Source organism: Luteimonas lutimaris (assembly GCF_039537065.1).
GTDB classification, from domain to species: Bacteria; Pseudomonadota; Gammaproteobacteria; order Xanthomonadales; family Xanthomonadaceae; genus Luteimonas; species Luteimonas lutimaris.
In genome coordinates, this window is sequence record NZ_BAAAZU010000004.1 from 134793 (window position 1) to 152818 (window position 18026).

Below are 18026 nucleotides of genomic sequence, written 5' to 3' on the forward strand. Positions count from 1 at the left end.
CCGGCCGAGCGCCGCGTCGGCGGTTTTTTGCAACCCGACGTAGGCGATCCCCCCGTGACAGACTCCGCAATCCTCGTCCTCGAAGACGGCACCGTGTTCGAGGGCATTTCCGTGGGCGCGCCCGGCCTTTCCGTCGGCGAGGTGGTGTTCAACACCGCCATGACCGGCTACCAGGAAATCCTCACCGACCCGTCCTACGCGCGCCAGATCGTGACCCTGACCTATCCGCACGTGGGCAACACCGGCTGCACCGCGCAGGACGACGAGGCAGGGCAGGCCTGGGCCGCCGGCCTTGTCGTGCGCGACGTGCCGCGCCGGCCCGCGAGCTGGCGCAGCGAAGGTTCCTTGCCCGACTGGCTGCGCGCGCGCGGCATCGTCGCCATCGCCGGCATCGACACCCGCAAGCTGACCCGGCTGCTGCGCGACCGCGGCGCGCAGAACGGCGCGCTGATGGCCGGCGACATCGACGCCGACAAGGCGATCGAGGCCGCGCGCAAGTTCCCGGGCCTTGGCGGCATGGACCTGGCGAAGGAAGTCAGCACCCGCGAGCACTACGCCTGGCGCGACGGCCAGCTCGACCTCGACAGCGGCGAGTTCACGCGAGTCGACTCCAGGTACCGCGTCGTCGCCTACGATTTCGGCGTCAAGCGCAACATCCTGCGCATGCTCGCCGAGCGCGGCTGCGACGTCACCGTCGTCCCGGCGCAGACCCCGGCGGCGGACGTGCTGGCGATGCAGCCGGACGGCATCTTCCTGTCCAACGGCCCCGGCGATCCGCAGCCCTGCGACTACGCCATCGCCGCGATCCGCGAGTTCCTGGCCAGGAAGATCCCGCTGTACGGCATCTGCCTCGGCCACCAGTTGCTCGGGCTGGCCATCGGCGCGACCACGCTGAAGATGAAGTTCGGCCACCACGGCGCCAACCACCCCGTGATCGACCTCGACAGCGGCCGCGTGATGATCACCTCGCAGAACCACGGCTTCGCGATCGACGAGGCGACGTTGCCCGCGAACGCGCGCGTCACCCACCGTTCCCTGTTCGACGGCTCCAACCAGGGCATCGAACTGGACAACGCGCCGGCCTTCAGTTTCCAGGGTCACCCCGAAGCCAGTCCCGGGCCACACGACGTCGCGCCGCTGTTCGACCGTTTCATTGCGGCGATGCGGGACCCGGGGCCCGGGACCCGGGACTCGGGGATGGGCGGGTGAGCATTTCCCATTTCCGCGAACTGGATGTCTGGCAACTGGCCATGACGCTCGCCAGGCAGGTCTATGCGATTACTGCCGGCTTTCCCCGCGAAGAGCGCTATGGGCTGAGCTCGCAACTGCAGCGGTCAGCGGTTTCGATTCCGTCCAATATTGCCGAGGGCAACGCGCGCGGGAGCACGCGGGATTACGCGCGCTTTGTTTCGATCGCACAGGGTTCCTGCGCCGAGCTGCAGACACAGTTGTTGCTCGCCTCGGACCTGTATGCGGAACAGGCTCCGGCCATCGCGAAAGCCTTGGATTCCTGTGACCGCGCCAGCCAGATGCTACTCAGGCTTTCCCAAGCGTTATCGCGAAAGCTCGAATCCGGGTCCCGAGTCCCGAACCCCGGGTCCCGCGTGTCAGAAACCAGCCAGGATTACCTCTAGTGCCCCGTCGCAGCGACCTCAAGACCATCCTCATCATCGGCGCCGGCCCGATCGTCATCGGCCAGGCCTGCGAGTTCGACTATTCCGGCGCGCAGGCCTGCAAGGCGCTGCGCGACGAGGGCTACCGGGTGGTGCTGGTCAACAGCAACCCGGCCACGATCATGACCGACCCGGACATGGCCGATGCGGTCTACATCGAGCCGATCAACTGGCAGACGGTCGAGAAGATCATCGCCAAGGAAAAGCCGGACGCGCTGCTGCCGACGATGGGCGGGCAGACCGCGCTCAACTGCGCGCTCGACCTGGCCGACAACGGCGTGCTGGAAAAGCACGGCGTCGAGCTGATCGGCGCCAGGCGCGAGGCCATCCGCATGGCTGAGGACCGCGAGCTGTTCAAGCAGGCGATGGCGGACATCGGGCTGGAATGCCCGCGGGCCGAAGTCGCGCGCAGCTACGAGCAGGCCGTGGACATCCAGTCGCGGGTGGGCTTCCCGACCATCATCCGCCCGAGCTTCACGCTCGGCGGCAGCGGCGGCGGCATCGCGTACAACGTCGAGGAGTTCGAGGAAATCGTCAAGCGCGGCCTTGAACTCTCGCCGACGCACGAAGTGCTGGTCGAGGAGTCGGTGCTGGGCTGGAAGGAGTTCGAGATGGAGGTTGTCCGCGACACCGCGGACAACTGCATCATCGTGTGCTCGATCGAGAACTTCGACCCGATGGGCGTGCACACCGGCGACTCGATCACCGTTGCGCCGGCGCAGACGCTCACCGACAAGGAATACCAGCGCCTGCGCGACGCTTCCATCGCCGTGCTGCGCAAGATCGGCGTCGACACCGGCGGCAGCAACGTGCAGTTCGGCATCAACGCGCAGGACGGGCGCGTGGTGGTGATCGAGATGAACCCGCGCGTGTCGCGCTCGTCCGCGCTGGCGTCGAAGGCCACCGGCTTCCCGATCGCCAAGGTCGCGGCCAAGCTGGCGGTGGGTTACACGCTCGACGAATTGAAGAACGAGATCACCGGCGGCCTGACCCCGGCCTCGTTCGAGCCGACCATCGACTACGTGGTCACCAAGATCCCGCGCTTCGCATTCGAGAAGTTCCCGCAGGCCGACTCGCGCCTGACCACGCAGATGAAGTCGGTGGGCGAGGTGATGGCCATCGGCCGCAGCTTCCAGGAATCGCTGCACAAGGCGCTGCGCGGGCTGGAGACCGGCAAGGTCGGGCTCGACCCCACCGGCCTGGACCTCGGCAACGAGGACGATCTGGCGACGCTGCGCCGGGAGCTGAAGGAAGCCGGCCCGGAGCGCGTGTTCCACCTGGCCGATGCCTTCCGCGCCGGGATGTCGGTCGAAGAGGTGCATGCGCTGTCGTTCGTCGATCCCTGGTTCCTTGACCAGGTCCAGGAGCTGGTCGAGGTCGAGCAGGATGTCGCGGCGGCCGGCGTTGCTGCACTCGACGCCGCGCGCCTGCGCCGGCTCAAGCGCATGGGCTTCTCCGACGCGCGCCTGGCACAGCTGGTGCAGACCGACGAGAAGGCGATCCGCGCCCTGCGCCGCGCCTTCGACATCCGTCCGGTGTACAAGCGCGTGGACTCCTGCGCGGCCGAATTCGCCACCACCACCGCCTACCTCTACTCGACCTACGAGGACGAGTGCGAAGCCGAGCCCAGCGACCGCGACAAGATCATCGTGCTCGGCGGCGGGCCGAACCGGATCGGGCAGGGCATCGAGTTCGACTACTGCTGCGTGCACGCCGCGCTCGCCCTGCGCGAGGACGGCTTCGAAACCATCATGGTCAACTGCAACCCGGAGACGGTCTCGACCGACTACGACACCTCCGACCGCCTGTACTTCGAGCCGCTGACGCTCGAGGACGTGCTGGAGATCGTCGAGCTGGAGAAGCCGAAGGGCGTGATCGTGCAGTACGGCGGGCAAACACCGCTCAAGCTTGCGCGTGCGCTGGAGGCCAACGGCGTGCCGATCATCGGCACCTCGCCGGACAGCATCGACCTTGCCGAGGACCGCGAGCGCTTCCAGAAACTCGTCGACGACCTCGGCCTGAAGCAGCCGCCCAACCGCACCGCGCGCAGCGCCGAACAGGCGCTGGTGCTGGCGAAGGAGATCGGCTATCCGCTGGTCGTGCGCCCCAGCTACGTGCTCGGCGGGCGCGCCATGGAAGTGGTGCACGCCGACGCCGACCTGAGCAAGTACATGCGCGACGCGGTGCAGGTCTCGAACGACTCGCCGGTGCTGCTCGACCGTTTCCTCGACAACGCCGTGGAAGTCGACATCGACGTCATCGCCGACCGCGAGGGCAACGTCCTGATCGGCGGCGTGATGGAGCACATCGAGGAAGCTGGCGTGCACTCGGGCGACTCGTCCTGTTCGCTGCCGCCGTACTCGCTGTCCGCCGACACCCAGGCGCGGCTGCGCGAGCAGGTCGTCGCACTGGCGCGCGCGCTCAACGTCGTCGGCCTGATGAACACCCAGTTCGCGGTGCAGGCGGGCGAAGGCGGCGAGGACGTGATCTACCTGCTGGAGGTCAACCCGCGCGCCTCGCGCACGGTGCCGTTCGTGTCCAAGGCCACCGGCCGGCCGCTGGCCAAGATCGCCGCGCGCTGCATGGCCGGCATGACGCTGGCCCAGCAGGGCACCACCGAGGAAGTCGTGCCCGACTACCACTGCGTGAAGGAGGCGATCTTCCCGTTCGCCAAGTTCCAGGGCGTCGATCCCATCCTCGGCCCGGAAATGCGCTCCACCGGCGAGGTGATGGGCGTGGGCCGCAGCTTCGGCGCCGCGTTCGCGCGCGCGCAGGAGGCGGCCAACATCCGCACGCCGCCGGTCGGCAAGGCGTTCATCTCCGTGCGCGACCCGGACAAGCCGCGCGTGCTGCCCGTCGCGCGCGAACTGATCGAGCGCGGCTGGTCGCTGGTCGCCACCGGCGGCACGGCGGCGTGGCTGCGCGACAACGGCCTGGAATGCGCGCACATCAACAAGGTGGCCGAGGGCCGGCCGCACATCGTCGACCTGATCAAGAACGGCGAGATCGCCTACATCGTCAACACCACCGAAGGCCGCCAGGCGATCGCGGACTCGTTCTCGATCCGGCGCGAGGCCCTGCAGCAGGGCGTGACCTATTCGACCACCATTGCCGGCGCACGGGCCTTGTTGCATTCTCTGGAATATCGCGGCAGCGGGCCGGTCTGGGCGCTGCAGGAATTGCACGAAGAACTGAGGAAACCATGAGAGCACCCATCACCACCCAGGGCGCGCAGCGCCTGCGCGCCGAACTCGAACAGCTCAAGTCTGTCCAGCGCCCGGCGGTGATCAATGCCATTGCCGAGGCGCGCGCGCACGGCGACCTGAAGGAAAACGCCGAGTACCACGCCGCGCGCGAGCAGCAGGGATTCATCGAGGGCCGCATCAAGCAGCTCGAGGGCGAGCTGTCGCACGCGCAGGTCATCGACGTGTCCACGCTCGACGCGGGCGACCGGATCGTGTTCGGCGCCACCGTGCTGCTGGCCGACGCCGACAGTGGCGAGGAGAAACGCTACCAGATCGTGGGTGACCTGGAGGCCGACATCAAGCAGGGCCTGATCGCCATTTCCTCGCCGGTCGCGCGTGCGCTGATCGGCAAGCACGAGGGCGACGAGGTCACCATCGAAGCGCCCGGCGGCATCCGCGAGTTCGAAATCGTCGAAGTCCGCTACGTCGGCTGACATGCCCCGGACGACCTTCCTGCTGCCCGCCGGCGAACGCCTGGGCGGCCAGCGGGTGGGTGGCGATCTTTCCCGCGCGCTCGGCCGCGCGGATCGTGCACGAGCAGGCGATCCCGGCCGGCGTGCGCAGCTGCGGCGGCACGTGCGCCTGCTGCCGGACCACTGGCCGCTGGCGGCGCTGGCGCGCCAGATGGACGTCGGCGACGCAGCCGGTTCCGCATGGCTGCGCGCCGATCCGTCATACGTGCGCCCGGACATCAACGGTGCACGGCTGCTCGCCATCGGCGCGTCGCTGGGGCTGGACGACGAGGACCGTGCGGCCTTCCTGCCGGCGCTGCGGCCGCTGTTCGGCGACGCCGGCTTTCCCATCGATGCCCCGCATCCCGCGCGCTGGTACCTGCGATTGCCGCAGGGGGCGAAGGTGCCGGCGTTCGCCGAGCCGGCGGACGCCCTGGGCGCGGACCTGTTCGACCACCTGGCCGAGGGCAGCGAAGGCCGACGCTGGCGCGTGCTGCTGGGCGAGGCGCAGGTCGTCCTGCACAACCACCCGCACAACGCCCGGCGCGCGGAACAGGGCAGGGCGCCGGTGAACTCGCTGTGGTTCTGGGGCGCCGGTGCGCTGCCGGACTCGGTGCAGTCGAAGCACGCAGCCATCCACTCCGGCGACGAGATCGCGCTGGCGCTTGCCGATGCAGCGGGCATCGCACGGCCGCTTCCGTCAGTTTTTGCGGCCGGTTCCGATGACGCCGTGTTCGACCTGCACGAGGCGCGCGACCTCGCGGCGCTGGAGCGCGACTGGCTGCTGCCGGCCTGCGCGGCGCTGGCCCGCGGCGAACTGCGGGAACTGTCCCTGGATTTCGCCGACGGTCGCACCTGGACGCTGGCGCCCGGCCAGCGCTGGCGCTTCTGGCGCCGGCCGCTGGCGCGGCTCGACGCATGAGCATGGCGCGTACGATCCGGCGCCGCGAATGCGTCGTCGGCGAGGACTGGCCCGATTCGGTGCCGCCGCTGCTGCGCCGCGTCTACAGCGCCCGCGGCGCACGCGACCACGCCAGCGCGCGCCCGCGGCTGGCGGACCTGCTGCCGCCCGACGGCCTGCTCGGCCTCGATGTCGCCACCGCGCTGCTTGCCGACGCCATTGCCGGGGGTCGCCACATCCTCGTCGTCGGCGACTTCGACTGCGACGGCGCCACCGCCTGCGCGGTCGCCGTGCGCGGCCTGCGCATGCTCGGTGCAACACGTGTTTCGCACGCGGTGCCCAACCGCATGGTGCACGGCTACGGGCTGTCGCCCGCGCTGGTCGACGAACTGGCCGCGCTGCAGCCGGACCTGCTCGTCACCGTTGACCACGGCATCGCCTGCCACGCCGGCATCACCGCCGCCAAGGCGTACGGCTGGCAGGTACTGGTCACCGACCACCACCTGCCGGGCGAATCGCTGCCGCCGGCCGATGCCATCGTCAATCCGAACCAGCGCGGCGACGGCTTCGGCAGCCGGATGCTGGCCGGTGTCGGCGTGATCTTCTACGTCCTGCTGGCACTGCGCAGGAAGCTGCGCGAGGCAGGCCGGCTTGAAGACGGCGCCGCCGACCTGTCGATGCTGCTCGACCTGGTGGCCGTCGGTACCGTCGCCGACCTCGTGCCGCTGGACGCCAACAACCGTGCCCTGGTCTCGGCGGGACTGCGGCGCCTGCGCGCGGGACACGGATGTGCCGGCCTGCAGGCGCTGATCGAAGTGTCGCGCCGCCGTGCCGAAGTCCTCGCCGCGGCCGACATCGGCTTCGCGATCGCGCCGCGCCTGAACGCCGCCGGGCGCCTGGAGGACATGGCGCTGGGTATCGAATGCCTGCTCTGCGACGACCCGACGCGCGCGCACGAACTGGCCGCCATCCTCGACGGCATCAACGCCGAACGGCGCGCCGTGCAACAGCAGATGCTCGGCGACGCGGAAGCGGCGCTTTCGGCGCTGCCCGACGTCACCGCGTCGCCGCGCGCCGCGCACTGCCTGTTCCACGACGACTGGCATCCCGGCGTCGTCGGACTGGTGGCGTCGAAGCTCAAGGAGCGCCTGCACCGCCCGGTCATCGCGTTCGCACCGGGCGACCCCGGTGGCGACACGCTGCGCGGTTCGGCGCGATCGATCCCGGGCTTCCACGTCCGCGACGCGCTGGCGGCCGTCGATGCCGCGCACCCGGGCCTGGTCGAACGCTTCGGCGGACACGCCATGGCGGCCGGACTGACGCTCGCGCGCGGGCATCTGGAGGCGTTCGAGCGGGCGTTCGTCGACACGGCCGAAGCGATGCTCACGCCCGACCTGCTGCAGGACATCATCGCCAGCGACGGCGAGCTGGCGGCGGGTGCCTTCAACATCCACAGCGCCTGCGCGCTGCGCGACGGCGGGCCGTGGGGGCAGGGCTTCCCCGAGCCGCTGTTCGACGGCGAATTCGACGTGCTGTCGTGGCGTCCGGTCGGCACGCAGCACCTGAAGCTCGAACTCGGGCTTGCCGGGAAGCGCCTGCAGGCGATCGAGTTCGGCGGCTGGACCGGCACGCCACCCGGCGCGCGCGTGCGGATCGCCTACCGGCTCACGCCCGATGACTACCGTGGCGGCGATGCGATCCAGCTGGTCGTGGTGCATCGCGAACCGGCGGATTGAGCGCACGACGCCGGCGCAAGTTACATGCGTCGGCATCACGCGTTGGTGATGCCCGCCTTGAATAGCTTCAGTCGCGTCGCGATGCGCAAAAGGACATCGCGACAGCCGTGGCCCGTCGTAGTGGTCACCAACATCCGGCAATATAAAAAAATGCGAGGCGAAGGTTGCGATTAGAACGCGCGATCCATTGCGCGCGAGTCCGCTCTGTGAGGCGCGGCACGCTCAAATTGACGTGACGGACCAAGGTTTATGGAGGATTAATTATGAACTCGATGGGGACCGATACGGTGGGGTCTGCCAATGATGGCGCGTTGACAGGATGGATTCATCATGAACTTTGGACATATCGCACTACTTACTTCACTTACCGTCGCGCTCACAGGTCATGCGGTGGCGCAGACACGAGATTTACCCAAACCGCCGACGGCCGCAGAGTTCCAGAAGACGATTCCGGACAGAGGCGAGTTCACAACCAGTAGTACCGTCAAAGGTCGTGAAGCTGTCCAGCAACTGCGGTCAAGCATGGGCTTGGATGCAGTGGATCTCGCAAGGTTCAATATGGCGGACCCGCTGTTGACGGACAGCACTTCCCTTCAGGCCACGATTCGGCACACCGAGTCGACTTCGCGTAGTAATGCTTTGGCAGTTCCTGCGCCTGACTGGGCGACAGCGCAAGTCGCAGTGGGCGATACCATCACGCAGACATGGAGCGAGGGTGGTTGGACTTATACCAGTACCGTCACTTGGAATGGCAGTGAATGGGAACTGACGGCATTTTCTGCGGAGAAGGAAAAAGAGACGAGTCCCAAGGACTAGTCTTGGTGATTTCTCAGTAAGTCGTTCATCCGGGTGATAGGGGCACTGGCTGTCGGCTGCGTCCTCACCTTGGCTATTCGCTCCATCAACCGCTTCCCGGTTCCGCTGCGCAACGTCATGGACCTACACAGTTTGTGATGTGATAGCGGCCCCGCGGGGCGGTTCACGATGTCAACAGTTCGATGACGCCGTTGCGCCCGTCGATCCGCACGCGCTGGCCGCTGGCGATCCGCTCCATCGCGTCACGCACGCTCATCACTGCCGGGATGCCCAGCTCGCGCGCCGTGACCGCGCCATGCGACAGCGGGCCGCCGCTTTCGGTGATCACGCCGGTGGCTTGGTAGAACAGCGCCGTCCACGCCGGGCTGGTGGTACGCGCGACGAGGATCGCTCCGGACGGAAATTTCGGGAAATCCTCCGGGCTGCGCACGATGAAGGCCTCGCCTTCGACCGTGCCGGGGCTGCCGGCCAGCCCGCGCAGGACGCCGTCTGCTTCGACCGGCGCGACGGTGTCTTCGCCCAGGTTCCACTGCGGTGCTTGCGCAAGGGCGGCCTCGTAGCCCGCCTTGTGCCGGCGCGCGGTTTCGAGGATGTGTCCTGCCGGGACTTCCACACCGCTCAGCGCGGCATCCAGTTCCTCGAACGGCACGAAGAACACGTCCATCGGCGCGTCCAGCGCGCCCAGCGCCACGAGCCGCTCGCCGACCGCGCGCAGGCCGCGGCGCAGCGGTGGCGTCAGGCGCGTGGTCTGGTAGTGCTCCAGGTCGTCCAGCGCGGTATAGGCGCGGGCCAGGCGGATCACTTCCTGCACCAGGTAGCGCAGCTCGCCGGGTGCCTGCGAGAGCACGGCGTGCTCGACGCCTGCCTGTTCCATCCGCCGCACGTTGTCCTGCGCGGCATGGTCTTCGTCGCTGCGCTGCGCCATGAGCTTGATCTGTTCGAGCACGATGTGCGGCGCCTCGCACCAGGTCGGCTGGTAGGCGTCGAAGTCGAGCTCGCGATGGCCGTGGCGCTGCAGGAAGGTCCTGAAGGCTTGTTCGAATTCCGCGTGCGCCGGCAGCACGTCGAGCACCTGCCTTGCATCCGTCCCGCGCAGCGCGTCGTGCAGCGCCGGGTCGCGCAGCAGCAGCCGCGACAGCTGCCACAGTTCGGCGTTGATCTGCCCGGTCTTGGTATCGGTCTGCGCCAGCAGGGCATCGAACACCGCCTGCGCGCGGTCGGCCGGCAGCGCCAGGCGCAGCATCTGCTGCAGCCCGGCGTACAGGGTGCGCTGGGTCAGCGAGATGGCGATGTTGGGCAGGAAGTATTCGGCGCCCAGCGCGTTGATCCGCAGCACGTAGTCCCACAGCTCCGGCAACGACTTGTCGTCCAGCTGCTCGCTGGCGAGCGCGCCGATGCCGATCAGGTAGGTGTCCAGGTCGCGCATCCAGGTCACCGGCAGTTCCTGCACCCAGGCGAACTGGCGCGCGATCTGCGGCAGCGCGGCGCGGATGCTGTCGACATCCTTGAGCATTCCGACCGGTAAGCGCCCGCTGTAGAGTTCCACCGCGTTCTGGTTGCCGTAGATGTTGTAGTCGTGCATCGCAAACCACTTCTCGCCGAACGGCGGCAACCCCATCAGGCGGAAGCTGTAGTTGAGCGATGCGTGGAAGCCGGCCTCGCACAGGTCCCAGGTCAGCGGCGTGACCGGGTTGGGGAAGCGCTCGGCGGATTCGTCGCGGGTCCAGCGCGCGGGGATCCGCGTCACCGGACGCGACTGCAGCAGGAACAGCCGGCCGTCATGGAACGCCCACTCGATGTCCTGCGGGAAGCCGAAGTGGTGCTCGGCCGCCAGCGCGAGCCGCGCCACGTCGCGACGCTGGGCAGCGTCGAGCGCGGAACGCGCGGCATGCGCGGGATCGAGCGTGACCGCCGCAACGCCGTCGCCGTCGGCAACCAGCGCCTGCGGCTTGATGGTGACCGACTCCTCGCCGGACGCGTCGCCTTCGCGCGGCAGGCGGTACTCGTCCACCGGCGACTCGCCCGCCACCACGGTCTCGCCGAGGCCGAAGGCCGCGTTCACCAGCACCTGCGACAGGTCGCCGCGCACCGGGTCGATGGAGAAGGCCACGCCGGCGGCCTCGTCGGCCTGCACGTCGACCATCGCCTGCACCACCACGGCCATCGCCGCGCCCGTGTGGTCCAGTCCGAGACGCTGGCGGTACAGCATCACGTGTGGGTTCCACAGCGAGGCGTAGCAGCGGCGCAGTGCGTCGCACACCGCATCGATGCCGCGCAGGCCGAGGAAGGTGTCGTGCTGGCCGGCGAAGGCCGCGCCGGGCAGGTCCTCGAGCGTGCCGGACGAGCGTACCGCCACGCGCGACTGCAGCAGTCCGCGTGCCTGCATCGCGGCTTCCAGCTGCGGCGCGAGTTCGCCGGGCAGCGGCGCGGCCAGCACCAGTTCGCGCACGCGCTGCGCGGCGGCGCCGGCATCGTCGCCGCACTCTGCCAACGCGTTGGACACGGCCCCGGCCAGCGGCTGCATGAAACGGCGATACGCGTCGCTGGACACGATCACGCCGTCGGGCACCGGCAGTTCACGCGCCGCCCGCGCGAGGCTGGCGCCCTTGCCGCCGCTGGTGTCGATCGCGTCCGCGCGCGGATCGTCGAAGCCGATGACCAGGTTCATGCAATCTCCTTTCGATAGCGCCGGACGAAGGCCAGCACCAGCGCCGCCAGCGCCAGTCCGCAGGCCACGTCGATGCCGTAGTGGTAGAGCAGGTAGACGGTCGCCACGACGAGCACCGCGACCACGGGCAGCAGCACGCCGGCCCAGGCGCGGCGCCCGCTGATGTAGAGGAATCCGAGCACGTACGTGCCGATACCCGCATGCAGGCTCGGGAACACGTCCATGCCGGTGACACCGGCGTCCACGATCCGGGACAGGAACGCCGTCATCGGGCCACCGGCGGGCGGGTAGGGGAACACGTCCGGGAATGCGATGAACGGCCCGCCCGCGGGAACGGCGAGGTAGCCGACGAAGCCCGCCAGGTACATCAGCATCAGTCCCGCAAAGAACGCGCGCGCCTCCGCGCCCCGGCGCCGGAACGAATACGCCACCGCCGGCACCAGCACGATGAAATAGAACAGGAAGTAGCCCGCGCTGCAGATCTCCGACAGCAGCGGGCTCTGCCAGGCCATCGCGTGCTCGGGCAGGCTGGCGCCGCCCCACAGCGCGCGGTCCGCGGCGAGCAGCGATGCGTCGGCGGTGTGTTGGATGAATCCCTGGCGGATGCCCTTGAACAGCGGGAATACGGTCCAGCAGGTGGCGAACTGCAGCGTGCCCAGCCAGCTGTTCCAGGGACTGCCCGGACGCGCCCAGGTGGCGCGCGCCAGCAGCAGCCACGCGACCAGGCCCATCGCCGTGCACGGATAGAGGTCGGCGAGCCGCAGCTGCCAGGCGCCCACGCTGCCGAGCAGCAGGATGGCGAGCAACTGCAGCGCGAAAGCGATGCCCAGCCAGCGCACGATGCCGTGCATCCGGCTCACGGCCGCAGCCATCGCAATCCCGGCAGCCACCAGCCGGCGGCGGCCAGCACCAGCAGCGCAGCGGTGGCGCAGGGCCAGGCGACCAGCGCCGCGCACAGCAGCGGGAGCCACAGCAGTGCCATCGCCAGCCCGCCGGCCATGCGGAAGAAGGTGACGGTGTTGCGCGCATCGGCCTTGCGTCCGGCGAGCCACGCGGCCAGCAGCACCGGCCACAGGGCCAGCATGCCGGCCAGCGCGACGCCGCGTGCGATGCGACGCCAAGCGGGGGCTTGCGCGCTTGCGGAGGCGGGCAGCGCGCCGCCGCGCAGCGCTTGCTGTCGTTCGAGGAAGGCGCCGGCGAATGAATGCCCGTTCCGCATCGCGGTGCATGCGTGCCGCTGCGCGGATTCGAACGCCGCCGCGTCGTCGCAGTTGACGGACACCGCGTCCAGCGCCTCGCCGAACGCCCGCTGCAGCGCCTGCTCCCAGGCCCGGTCGTCGCGTCCGTCGCGCGTCGGCACCGCCACCGGCGCACCGATGCGCACTTCCGCCAGCGAACGGAAGCGGTCGGGCGCCGAGTAAAACAGGCCGGCGGGCACGACCTCCAGGTCGAGTCCCTCGTCGACCAGCACCCGCGCGATCCGCGCCGCGCCCGCGCGGTAGGGCTGCGGACGATGTCCCCATTCGCTGCTGCCCTCGGGGAAGACCGCGATGTCGCCGCCCGCCCGCAGGTGCGCACAAGCCGCGGCAACCGGGTCGTCGAATGCCGCGCGCTCGATCCCGTAGCGCTCGCGATCCTTGCCGCGCACCACCGGGATACCGGTGAACATCAGTTTCAGGAACCCGTTGCGCAGCAATTGCACGGAGGCGAGGAACTGGATCCCGGGAAACGCGCGCAGCACCTGGTAGCCGTCGATGGCGCCGTTGCGGTGGCTGGCCAGCACCAGCCTCCCGCCGCGCAGGGCGCTCGGTCGCTTGCGTGCGCCGCTGATCGCGACCGGTCCGAAATAGAACGTGCGCAGCAGCGCCGAGACAATGCGATGCCAGGCGGGCAGGGGACGGCCCGGCTGGAACCGGGTCTTCGCGTCGGAAGGGGGCAGCGTCCGTGCCGGCAAGTCGTTTCCTTGTGGCGGCGGGGTCTTGCGCCGATGATATCCGCACAACGCGCAGCGATGCGACGAACCTGTCGTCGCCCAGTCGCCCGTGCAGGACCCGGAGGCGGCGTCAGGCGGCGGAAGACGGGACTGCAGGTACGCCGGCGGAGCGGCCGAACAGCCGCAGTTGTCTTGCAATGCCGATGCCGCCGAGGAACATCACGGCGGTCGCGATGGCGATCGTCGGCAACCAGAGCGGATCGTCGTCCTGCCAGCCGTAGGCACTGCCGAGCCACTGCATCGCGACCTTGACGGCGAGATACATCGCGCACAGGCAGGCCACGCGCGCCACGCGCCTGGCCAGGGTGGCGCGATCGTCCGGGAAACCGCGCCAGCGCAAGGCGGCGAGCACGAGGACCAGGCCCGCCAGCTGGCCCAGCGTGGGTCTGTCGATGAGCGGCGTGAACAGGGCGGCCGAAAACAGCACGGCCGTGCCGATCCAGAGCAGCCGGAAACGCCGCCGCGCAACCGCCTCCGGCACGTCCGCGGGCAGCAGCCATGCGGCCAGCAATGCCGCGACGAGGCCGGCGCCCAGGCCGCCGAGGACATCGCCCAGGAAGTGCCGGCCCAGGTACATCCGCGACAGCCCCATCAGCAGCGGCCACGCGCACAGCGCGATCCAGGCCGCGCGCCTGCGTATCCGGAAGCACAGCAGCAGTCCGAGGCACATCGCGGTGGCGGCGGCGACGTGGCCGCTGATGAAACCGAAATCCGGATCAGCCTGCGCGCGGATCGCCTCGCGCGCCTGCGGCGATGGCAGGGCCAGGAAGCGGTCGGCGCCGCCGTGCGCCACCAGCGGGACGTGTCCCTCGCCCTCGTGCAACACCCGTGCGTCCACGTCGGTCGGGCGTGGCAGTTCGAAGCCGGTCTTGGCCGCATGCGTGGCCACGCCCGCGAGCAGCAGTGCCAGCATCACGCCGAGCGTCGGCCGCAGGCGCAGGCCGAAGCCCAGCACCACAATCAACGCGATGTAGAACCACTCGTAGCCCAGCGTGGTGATCGCCAGCATCAGCCAGTGCAGCGCTGGCGAGGCGAAGGATTGCAACCAGAGGTTGGGGTCGACTTCGAACATGATGCTTCCCGGTCAGGCGGTCGATTGTGCGGTGCGCGCGCCCACGCCGTCGACCGAGTCGACGCGCTTGCGCTTGAGGCCGAACAGCGGGCGGAGAAGCGGCGTGCGGCGGATCACGAACTCGTGCAACAGGAGGCAGCCGCACACGGTGCCGCCCAGCACCAGCGCCGGTTCCAGCAGCGGCCCCAGCTGCAGGGGCGCCAGCCAGAACGCCAGCGGCACGATCAGGCTCTGATGCAGGATGTACCAGGGAAACACCGCCTCGGTGCAGTACGGCAACCAGCGGAAACGGCGGTCCAGCAGGACCTGGGCCCAACCGAAGATCGCCAGCAGCGCCGTCCACGTATAGGCCGCGCGGGCGATGCGCTCGATCTCGGCCCACGGGACCCACGCCGGGATCGCCGCGTCCGGCGGCAGGTAGCGACCGCCGGCGCGGATCGACAGTTCGATGGCGAGGCAGCCCAGCGCAATCACCAGCATCGACCAGCGCAAGGTCCGGATCCGCTGCCAGAAACCGGCGTTGCCGGCCACCGCATAACCGGCGAGGAACAGCGGCAGCGACTGTGCATGCACCGTCCAGTCGCCGAACAGGGCGTGGGTTTCCGGGAACCGCGGCGCCAGGACCAGCCGGCAGGCGGCCAGCCACGCCACCGGCAACGACAGCAGCAACCAGGTCGGCCACCTGTTACCGGCCCATCGCTGCATGGCCGGGAGCCTGCGCAGCGGCAGCAGGACCAGCAACAGCAGGGTGTAGAGCCACAGGTAGGCCAGGTACCACAGGTGGTTCCAGGTGATACCGAACTCCGCGCCGGTGAAGGTACCCGGAGGCCACGGACGAGCCTGCCAGTAGCGCAGCAGGAAGGCCCCGAAGCCCGGCGCCAGCCGACCGTTGGCCAGGCCTTCGCAGTAGGCCTGCACCGCGACGACCACGAACATGCCGAACACCAGCGGCAGCAGCAGGCGCCAGCAGCGCCGGGCGGCGAAACGCCACGGCGCGCGATCGACCCCGGCCAGGCCGAGCGCAATGCCGGAGATCATGAACAGCAGCGGCATCCGCCAGCGGTTGAGCGCGATCATCGGCCACTGCAGCCATTCGGCCTGGTAGGTGCTTTTGACGTGGAATCCCCAGTCGGCGACGTAGGCCATGCCGACGTGGTAGACGATGAGCAGCGCGAAGGCGATGACGCGCAGGGCGTCGATGTCGTGGCGGCGGGGCATGGCAGGTGCATCAGTTGGCGGGCGGACAGACTGCGCCGCCGCACGGCCAACGGAAGCGCCAAAGTGCCGGAATTGGGGGCTGCGGGGACGAACCGCGGGGCCACGGGGACCAATCGCGGTCGCCGCAGGTGCCCGTCGCCCTAGAATGCGCGGATGAATGAAGCGTCCGGGCATGCACGTGCCCAAGAACCCTGGCGGCGTTACCTGCCCTGGCAGGGCCGGATCGAACTTGCGTTCTGGATCCTCGCCTTCGCCATCCCCGCGGCCGCCAATACGATGGTCGCGCTCATGGATGCGCAGCGCGACGGCTACGCCCTGCCAGCCTGGCAACCGGCGCTCTGGGAGGGCAGCAGCGCGCTGGTGTCGCTGCTGCTGTTGCCCGGGCTGCTGGCGCTGTGCAGCCGCTGGCCGATGCACGCCGACACCTGGCGCCGCCGGCTGCCGGCGTACGTCGCCGCGAGCCTGGCGTGGTCGATCCTGCACGTGGTCGGCATGGTGCTGGTGCGCAAGGCGGGGTACGCGCTGCTGGGCGACCATTACGCCATCGACGACTGGCCGCGCCGGTTCGCCTATGAGTACCTCAAGGACGTGCGGACATTCGCCCTGATCGTCATCGTCGACCATGGCTACCGCTGGTTCTGGCGCCGGCTGCAGGGAGAAGTGCGGCTGCTCGATCCACCCGACGACGGCTCGGCGCCGGAACAGGCCGGCTTGCCGGAGCGCTTCCTGGTCCGCAAGCTCGGGCGCGAATTCCTCGTTGCCGCCGGCGACATCGAGTGGCTGCAGGCGGCCGGCAACTACGTCAACCTGCGCGTGCGTGGACGCGACTACCCGCTGCGCAGCACCATCGCCGGCATCGCCGCGCAGCTCGACCCGGACCGCTTCGTGCGGATCCACCGCAGCTACATCGTCAACCTGGACCAGGTGGCTTCGATCGAGCCGCTGGACAGCGGTGATGCGCGCGTGCACCTCAGGGACGGTACGGCACTGCCGTGCAGCCGGCGCCAGCGTGACGCGCTGCGCTCACGGATAGGCGCGCCCGCCGCGACCGCGTAGGCCGCGCACGGCCGGCCTGCTAGAATTCACGACCTTTTTCACGTTGCCGGCCACCCATGATCGAACTCAATCCCGTGCGCCAGCGCATCGCCGACCTGACCGGTCGGCTGGATGCGCTGAGGGGGTTTCTTTGACTACGACACCAAGCGCGAGCGCCTGGAGGAAGTAGAGCGGGAACTGGAAAATCCCGACGTCTGGAACGACCCCGAACGCGCACAGGCGCTGGGGCGCGAGCGCTCGCTGCTCGACAAGACCGTCAACGGCATCCGCGAGCTGACCGAAGGGCTGGGCGGCGCCAACGAACTGCTCGACCTGGCCGAGGCCGAGGACGACGAGGACACGGCCAACGCCGTGGTCGAGGACGTCGAGCGCTTCGCCGGACGCGTCGACAAGCTGGAATTCCAGCGCATGTTCTCCGGCGAGATGGATTCGGCCAATGCCTTCGTCGACATCCAGGCCGGTGCCGGCGGCACCGAGGCCCAGGACTGGGCCGAGATGCTGCTGCGCATGTACCTGCGCTGGTGCGAGCACCGCGGCTGGAAGGCCGAGCTGATGGAAGTCAGCGGCGGCGACGTTGCCGGTATCAAGTCGGCCACCTTCCGGGTCGAGGGCGAGTACGCCTACGGCTGGCTCAAGACCGAGATCGGCGTGCACCGGCTGGTGCGCAAGTCGCCGTTCGATTCCGACAACCGCCGCCACACCAGCTTCACCTCGGTGTTCGTGTCGCCGGAAGTGGACGACAGCATCGAGATCGACATCAATCCGGCGGACCTCAAGACCGACGTGTACCGCTCGTCGGGCGCCGGCGGCCAGCACGTCAACAAGACCGAGTCGGCGGTGCGCATCACCCACGTGCCGACCAACACGGTCGTCGCCTGCCAGACCGAGCGCAGCCAGCACGCCAACCGCGACCGCGCGATGAAGATGCTGGCGGCCAAGCTGTACGAGCTGGAAGTGCAGAAGCGCAACGTCGAGCGCGACGCGCTGGAAGCCACCAAGTCCGACATCGGCTGGGGCAGCCAAATCCGCAACTACGTACTCGACCAGAGCCGGATCAAGGACCTGCGCACCGGCATCGAGCGCTCGGATACGCAGAAGGTGCTCGACGGCGACCTGGACGAATTCGTCGAGGCGAGCCTGAAATCAGGTCTCGAGGCCGGTTCGAAGCGCAGCGATGCCGTGTAACGCCGACAGCC

14 protein-coding genes are annotated in these 18026 nt (G+C 69.1%); 9 read left to right on the plus strand and 5 right to left on the minus strand.

The window, feature by feature from the left end; all coding sequences use genetic code 11:
- The first annotated feature begins 54 nt into the window (after window positions 1-54).
- The 7 genes from carA (at window position 55) to ABD679_RS04795 (ending at window position 8823) form a co-directional block, all read left to right on the plus strand.
- Window positions 55-1209, plus strand: a complete 1155-nt coding sequence (carA, locus tag ABD679_RS04765; protein WP_344758823.1) for a glutamine-hydrolyzing carbamoyl-phosphate synthase small subunit — start codon at window positions 55-57, stop codon at window positions 1207-1209.
- The gene (locus tag ABD679_RS04770) at window positions 1206-1634 is read left to right on the plus strand and encodes a four helix bundle protein (RefSeq protein ID WP_344758824.1); all 429 of its coding nucleotides are present in this window, start codon (window positions 1206-1208) and stop codon (window positions 1632-1634) included. Before carA ends, ABD679_RS04770 begins: the two co-directional genes overlap by 4 nt.
- The gene (gene carB, locus ABD679_RS04775) at window positions 1634-4879 is read left to right on the plus strand and encodes a carbamoyl-phosphate synthase large subunit (protein ID WP_344758825.1); all 3246 of its coding nucleotides are present in this window, start codon (window positions 1634-1636) and stop codon (window positions 4877-4879) included. Before ABD679_RS04770 ends, carB begins: the two co-directional genes overlap by 1 nt.
- Window positions 4876-5352 (plus strand): transcription elongation factor GreA, encoded by a 477-nt coding sequence (gene greA / locus ABD679_RS04780; RefSeq protein ID WP_344758826.1) that lies wholly within the window; start codon window positions 4876-4878, stop codon window positions 5350-5352. Before carB ends, greA begins: the two co-directional genes overlap by 4 nt.
- A gap of 1 nt (window position 5353) precedes the next feature.
- Complete coding sequence (locus ABD679_RS04785) at window positions 5354-6292, plus strand: phosphoglycerate mutase (RefSeq protein ID WP_344758827.1); 939 nt, start codon at window positions 5354-5356, stop codon at window positions 6290-6292.
- Complete coding sequence (recJ, locus tag ABD679_RS04790; RefSeq protein WP_344758828.1) at window positions 6289-8007, plus strand: single-stranded-DNA-specific exonuclease RecJ; 1719 nt, start codon at window positions 6289-6291, stop codon at window positions 8005-8007. Before ABD679_RS04785 ends, recJ begins: the two co-directional genes overlap by 4 nt.
- 330 nt (window positions 8008-8337) lie before the next feature.
- Window positions 8338-8823 (plus strand): hypothetical protein, encoded by a 486-nt coding sequence (locus tag ABD679_RS04795; protein ID WP_344758829.1) that lies wholly within the window; start codon window positions 8338-8340, stop codon window positions 8821-8823.
- Between the two features lie 163 nt (window positions 8824-8986).
- Here the strand turns inward: ABD679_RS04795 and ABD679_RS04800 are convergent, their stop codons facing one another.
- The 5 genes from ABD679_RS04800 to ABD679_RS04820 form a co-directional block, all read right to left on the minus strand.
- Window positions 8987-11491 carry a PEP/pyruvate-binding domain-containing protein gene (locus ABD679_RS04800; protein WP_344758830.1) on the minus strand — a complete coding sequence of 835 codons (2505 nt, stop codon included), beginning with the start codon at window positions 11489-11491 and terminating at the stop codon, window positions 8987-8989.
- The gene (locus tag ABD679_RS04805) at window positions 11488-12363 is read right to left on the minus strand and encodes a phosphatase PAP2 family protein (RefSeq protein WP_344758831.1); all 876 of its coding nucleotides are present in this window, start codon (window positions 12361-12363) and stop codon (window positions 11488-11490) included. The genes ABD679_RS04800 and ABD679_RS04805 overlap by 4 nt, the downstream gene beginning before the upstream one ends.
- Window positions 12348-13445, minus strand: a complete 1098-nt coding sequence (locus ABD679_RS04810) for a lysophospholipid acyltransferase family protein (RefSeq protein WP_344758832.1) — start codon at window positions 13443-13445, stop codon at window positions 12348-12350. Before ABD679_RS04810 ends, ABD679_RS04805 begins: the two co-directional genes overlap by 16 nt.
- 109 nt (window positions 13446-13554) lie before the next feature.
- The gene (locus tag ABD679_RS04815) at window positions 13555-14556 is read right to left on the minus strand and encodes a phosphatase PAP2 family protein (protein ID WP_344758833.1); all 1002 of its coding nucleotides are present in this window, start codon (window positions 14554-14556) and stop codon (window positions 13555-13557) included.
- Between the two features lie 12 nt (window positions 14557-14568).
- Window positions 14569-15774, minus strand: coding sequence for an acyltransferase family protein (locus tag ABD679_RS04820; RefSeq protein WP_344758834.1), 1206 nt, complete (start codon window positions 15772-15774; stop codon window positions 14569-14571).
- A 153-nt stretch (window positions 15775-15927) separates the two neighbouring features.
- Between ABD679_RS04820 and ABD679_RS04825 the strand changes: the two genes are divergently transcribed.
- Both ABD679_RS04825 and prfB read left to right on the plus strand, forming a co-directional pair.
- Window positions 15928-16830, plus strand: coding sequence for a LytTR family DNA-binding domain-containing protein (locus ABD679_RS04825; RefSeq protein ID WP_344758835.1), 903 nt, complete (start codon window positions 15928-15930; stop codon window positions 16828-16830).
- A 56-nt stretch (window positions 16831-16886) separates the two neighbouring features.
- A protein-coding gene (prfB, locus tag ABD679_RS04830; protein WP_344758836.1) for a peptide chain release factor 2 occupies window positions 16887-18015 on the plus strand; the annotation gives its coding sequence in 2 pieces (ribosomal slippage) (window positions 16887-16961 and window positions 16963-18015; 1128 coding nt in all).
- Window positions 18016-18026 lie beyond the last annotated feature (11 nt).

Bases quoted from the DNA above. Each gene is read 5' to 3' on its own strand.
- greA (WP_344758826.1), top strand. From the start codon at position 4,876: ATGAGAGCACCCATCACCACCCAGGGCGCGCAGCGCCTGCGCGCCGAA.
- ABD679_RS04785 (WP_344758827.1), top strand. From the start codon at position 5,354: ATGCCCCGGACGACCTTCCTGCTGCCCGCCGGCGAACGCCTGGGCGGC.
- recJ (WP_344758828.1), top strand. From the start codon at position 6,289: ATGAGCATGGCGCGTACGATCCGGCGCCGCGAATGCGTCGTCGGCGAG.
- ABD679_RS04795 (WP_344758829.1), top strand. From the start codon at position 8,338: ATGAACTTTGGACATATCGCACTACTTACTTCACTTACCGTCGCGCTC.
- ABD679_RS04800 (WP_344758830.1), bottom strand. From the start codon at position 11,491: ATGAACCTGGTCATCGGCTTCGACGATCCGCGCGCGGACGCGATCGAC.
- ABD679_RS04805 (WP_344758831.1), bottom strand. From the start codon at position 12,363: ATGGCTGCGGCCGTGAGCCGGATGCACGGCATCGTGCGCTGGCTGGGC.
- ABD679_RS04815 (WP_344758833.1), bottom strand. From the start codon at position 14,556: ATGTTCGAAGTCGACCCCAACCTCTGGTTGCAATCCTTCGCCTCGCCA.
- ABD679_RS04820 (WP_344758834.1), bottom strand. From the start codon at position 15,774: ATGCCCCGCCGCCACGACATCGACGCCCTGCGCGTCATCGCCTTCGCG.
- ABD679_RS04825 (WP_344758835.1), top strand. From the start codon at position 15,928: ATGAATGAAGCGTCCGGGCATGCACGTGCCCAAGAACCCTGGCGGCGT.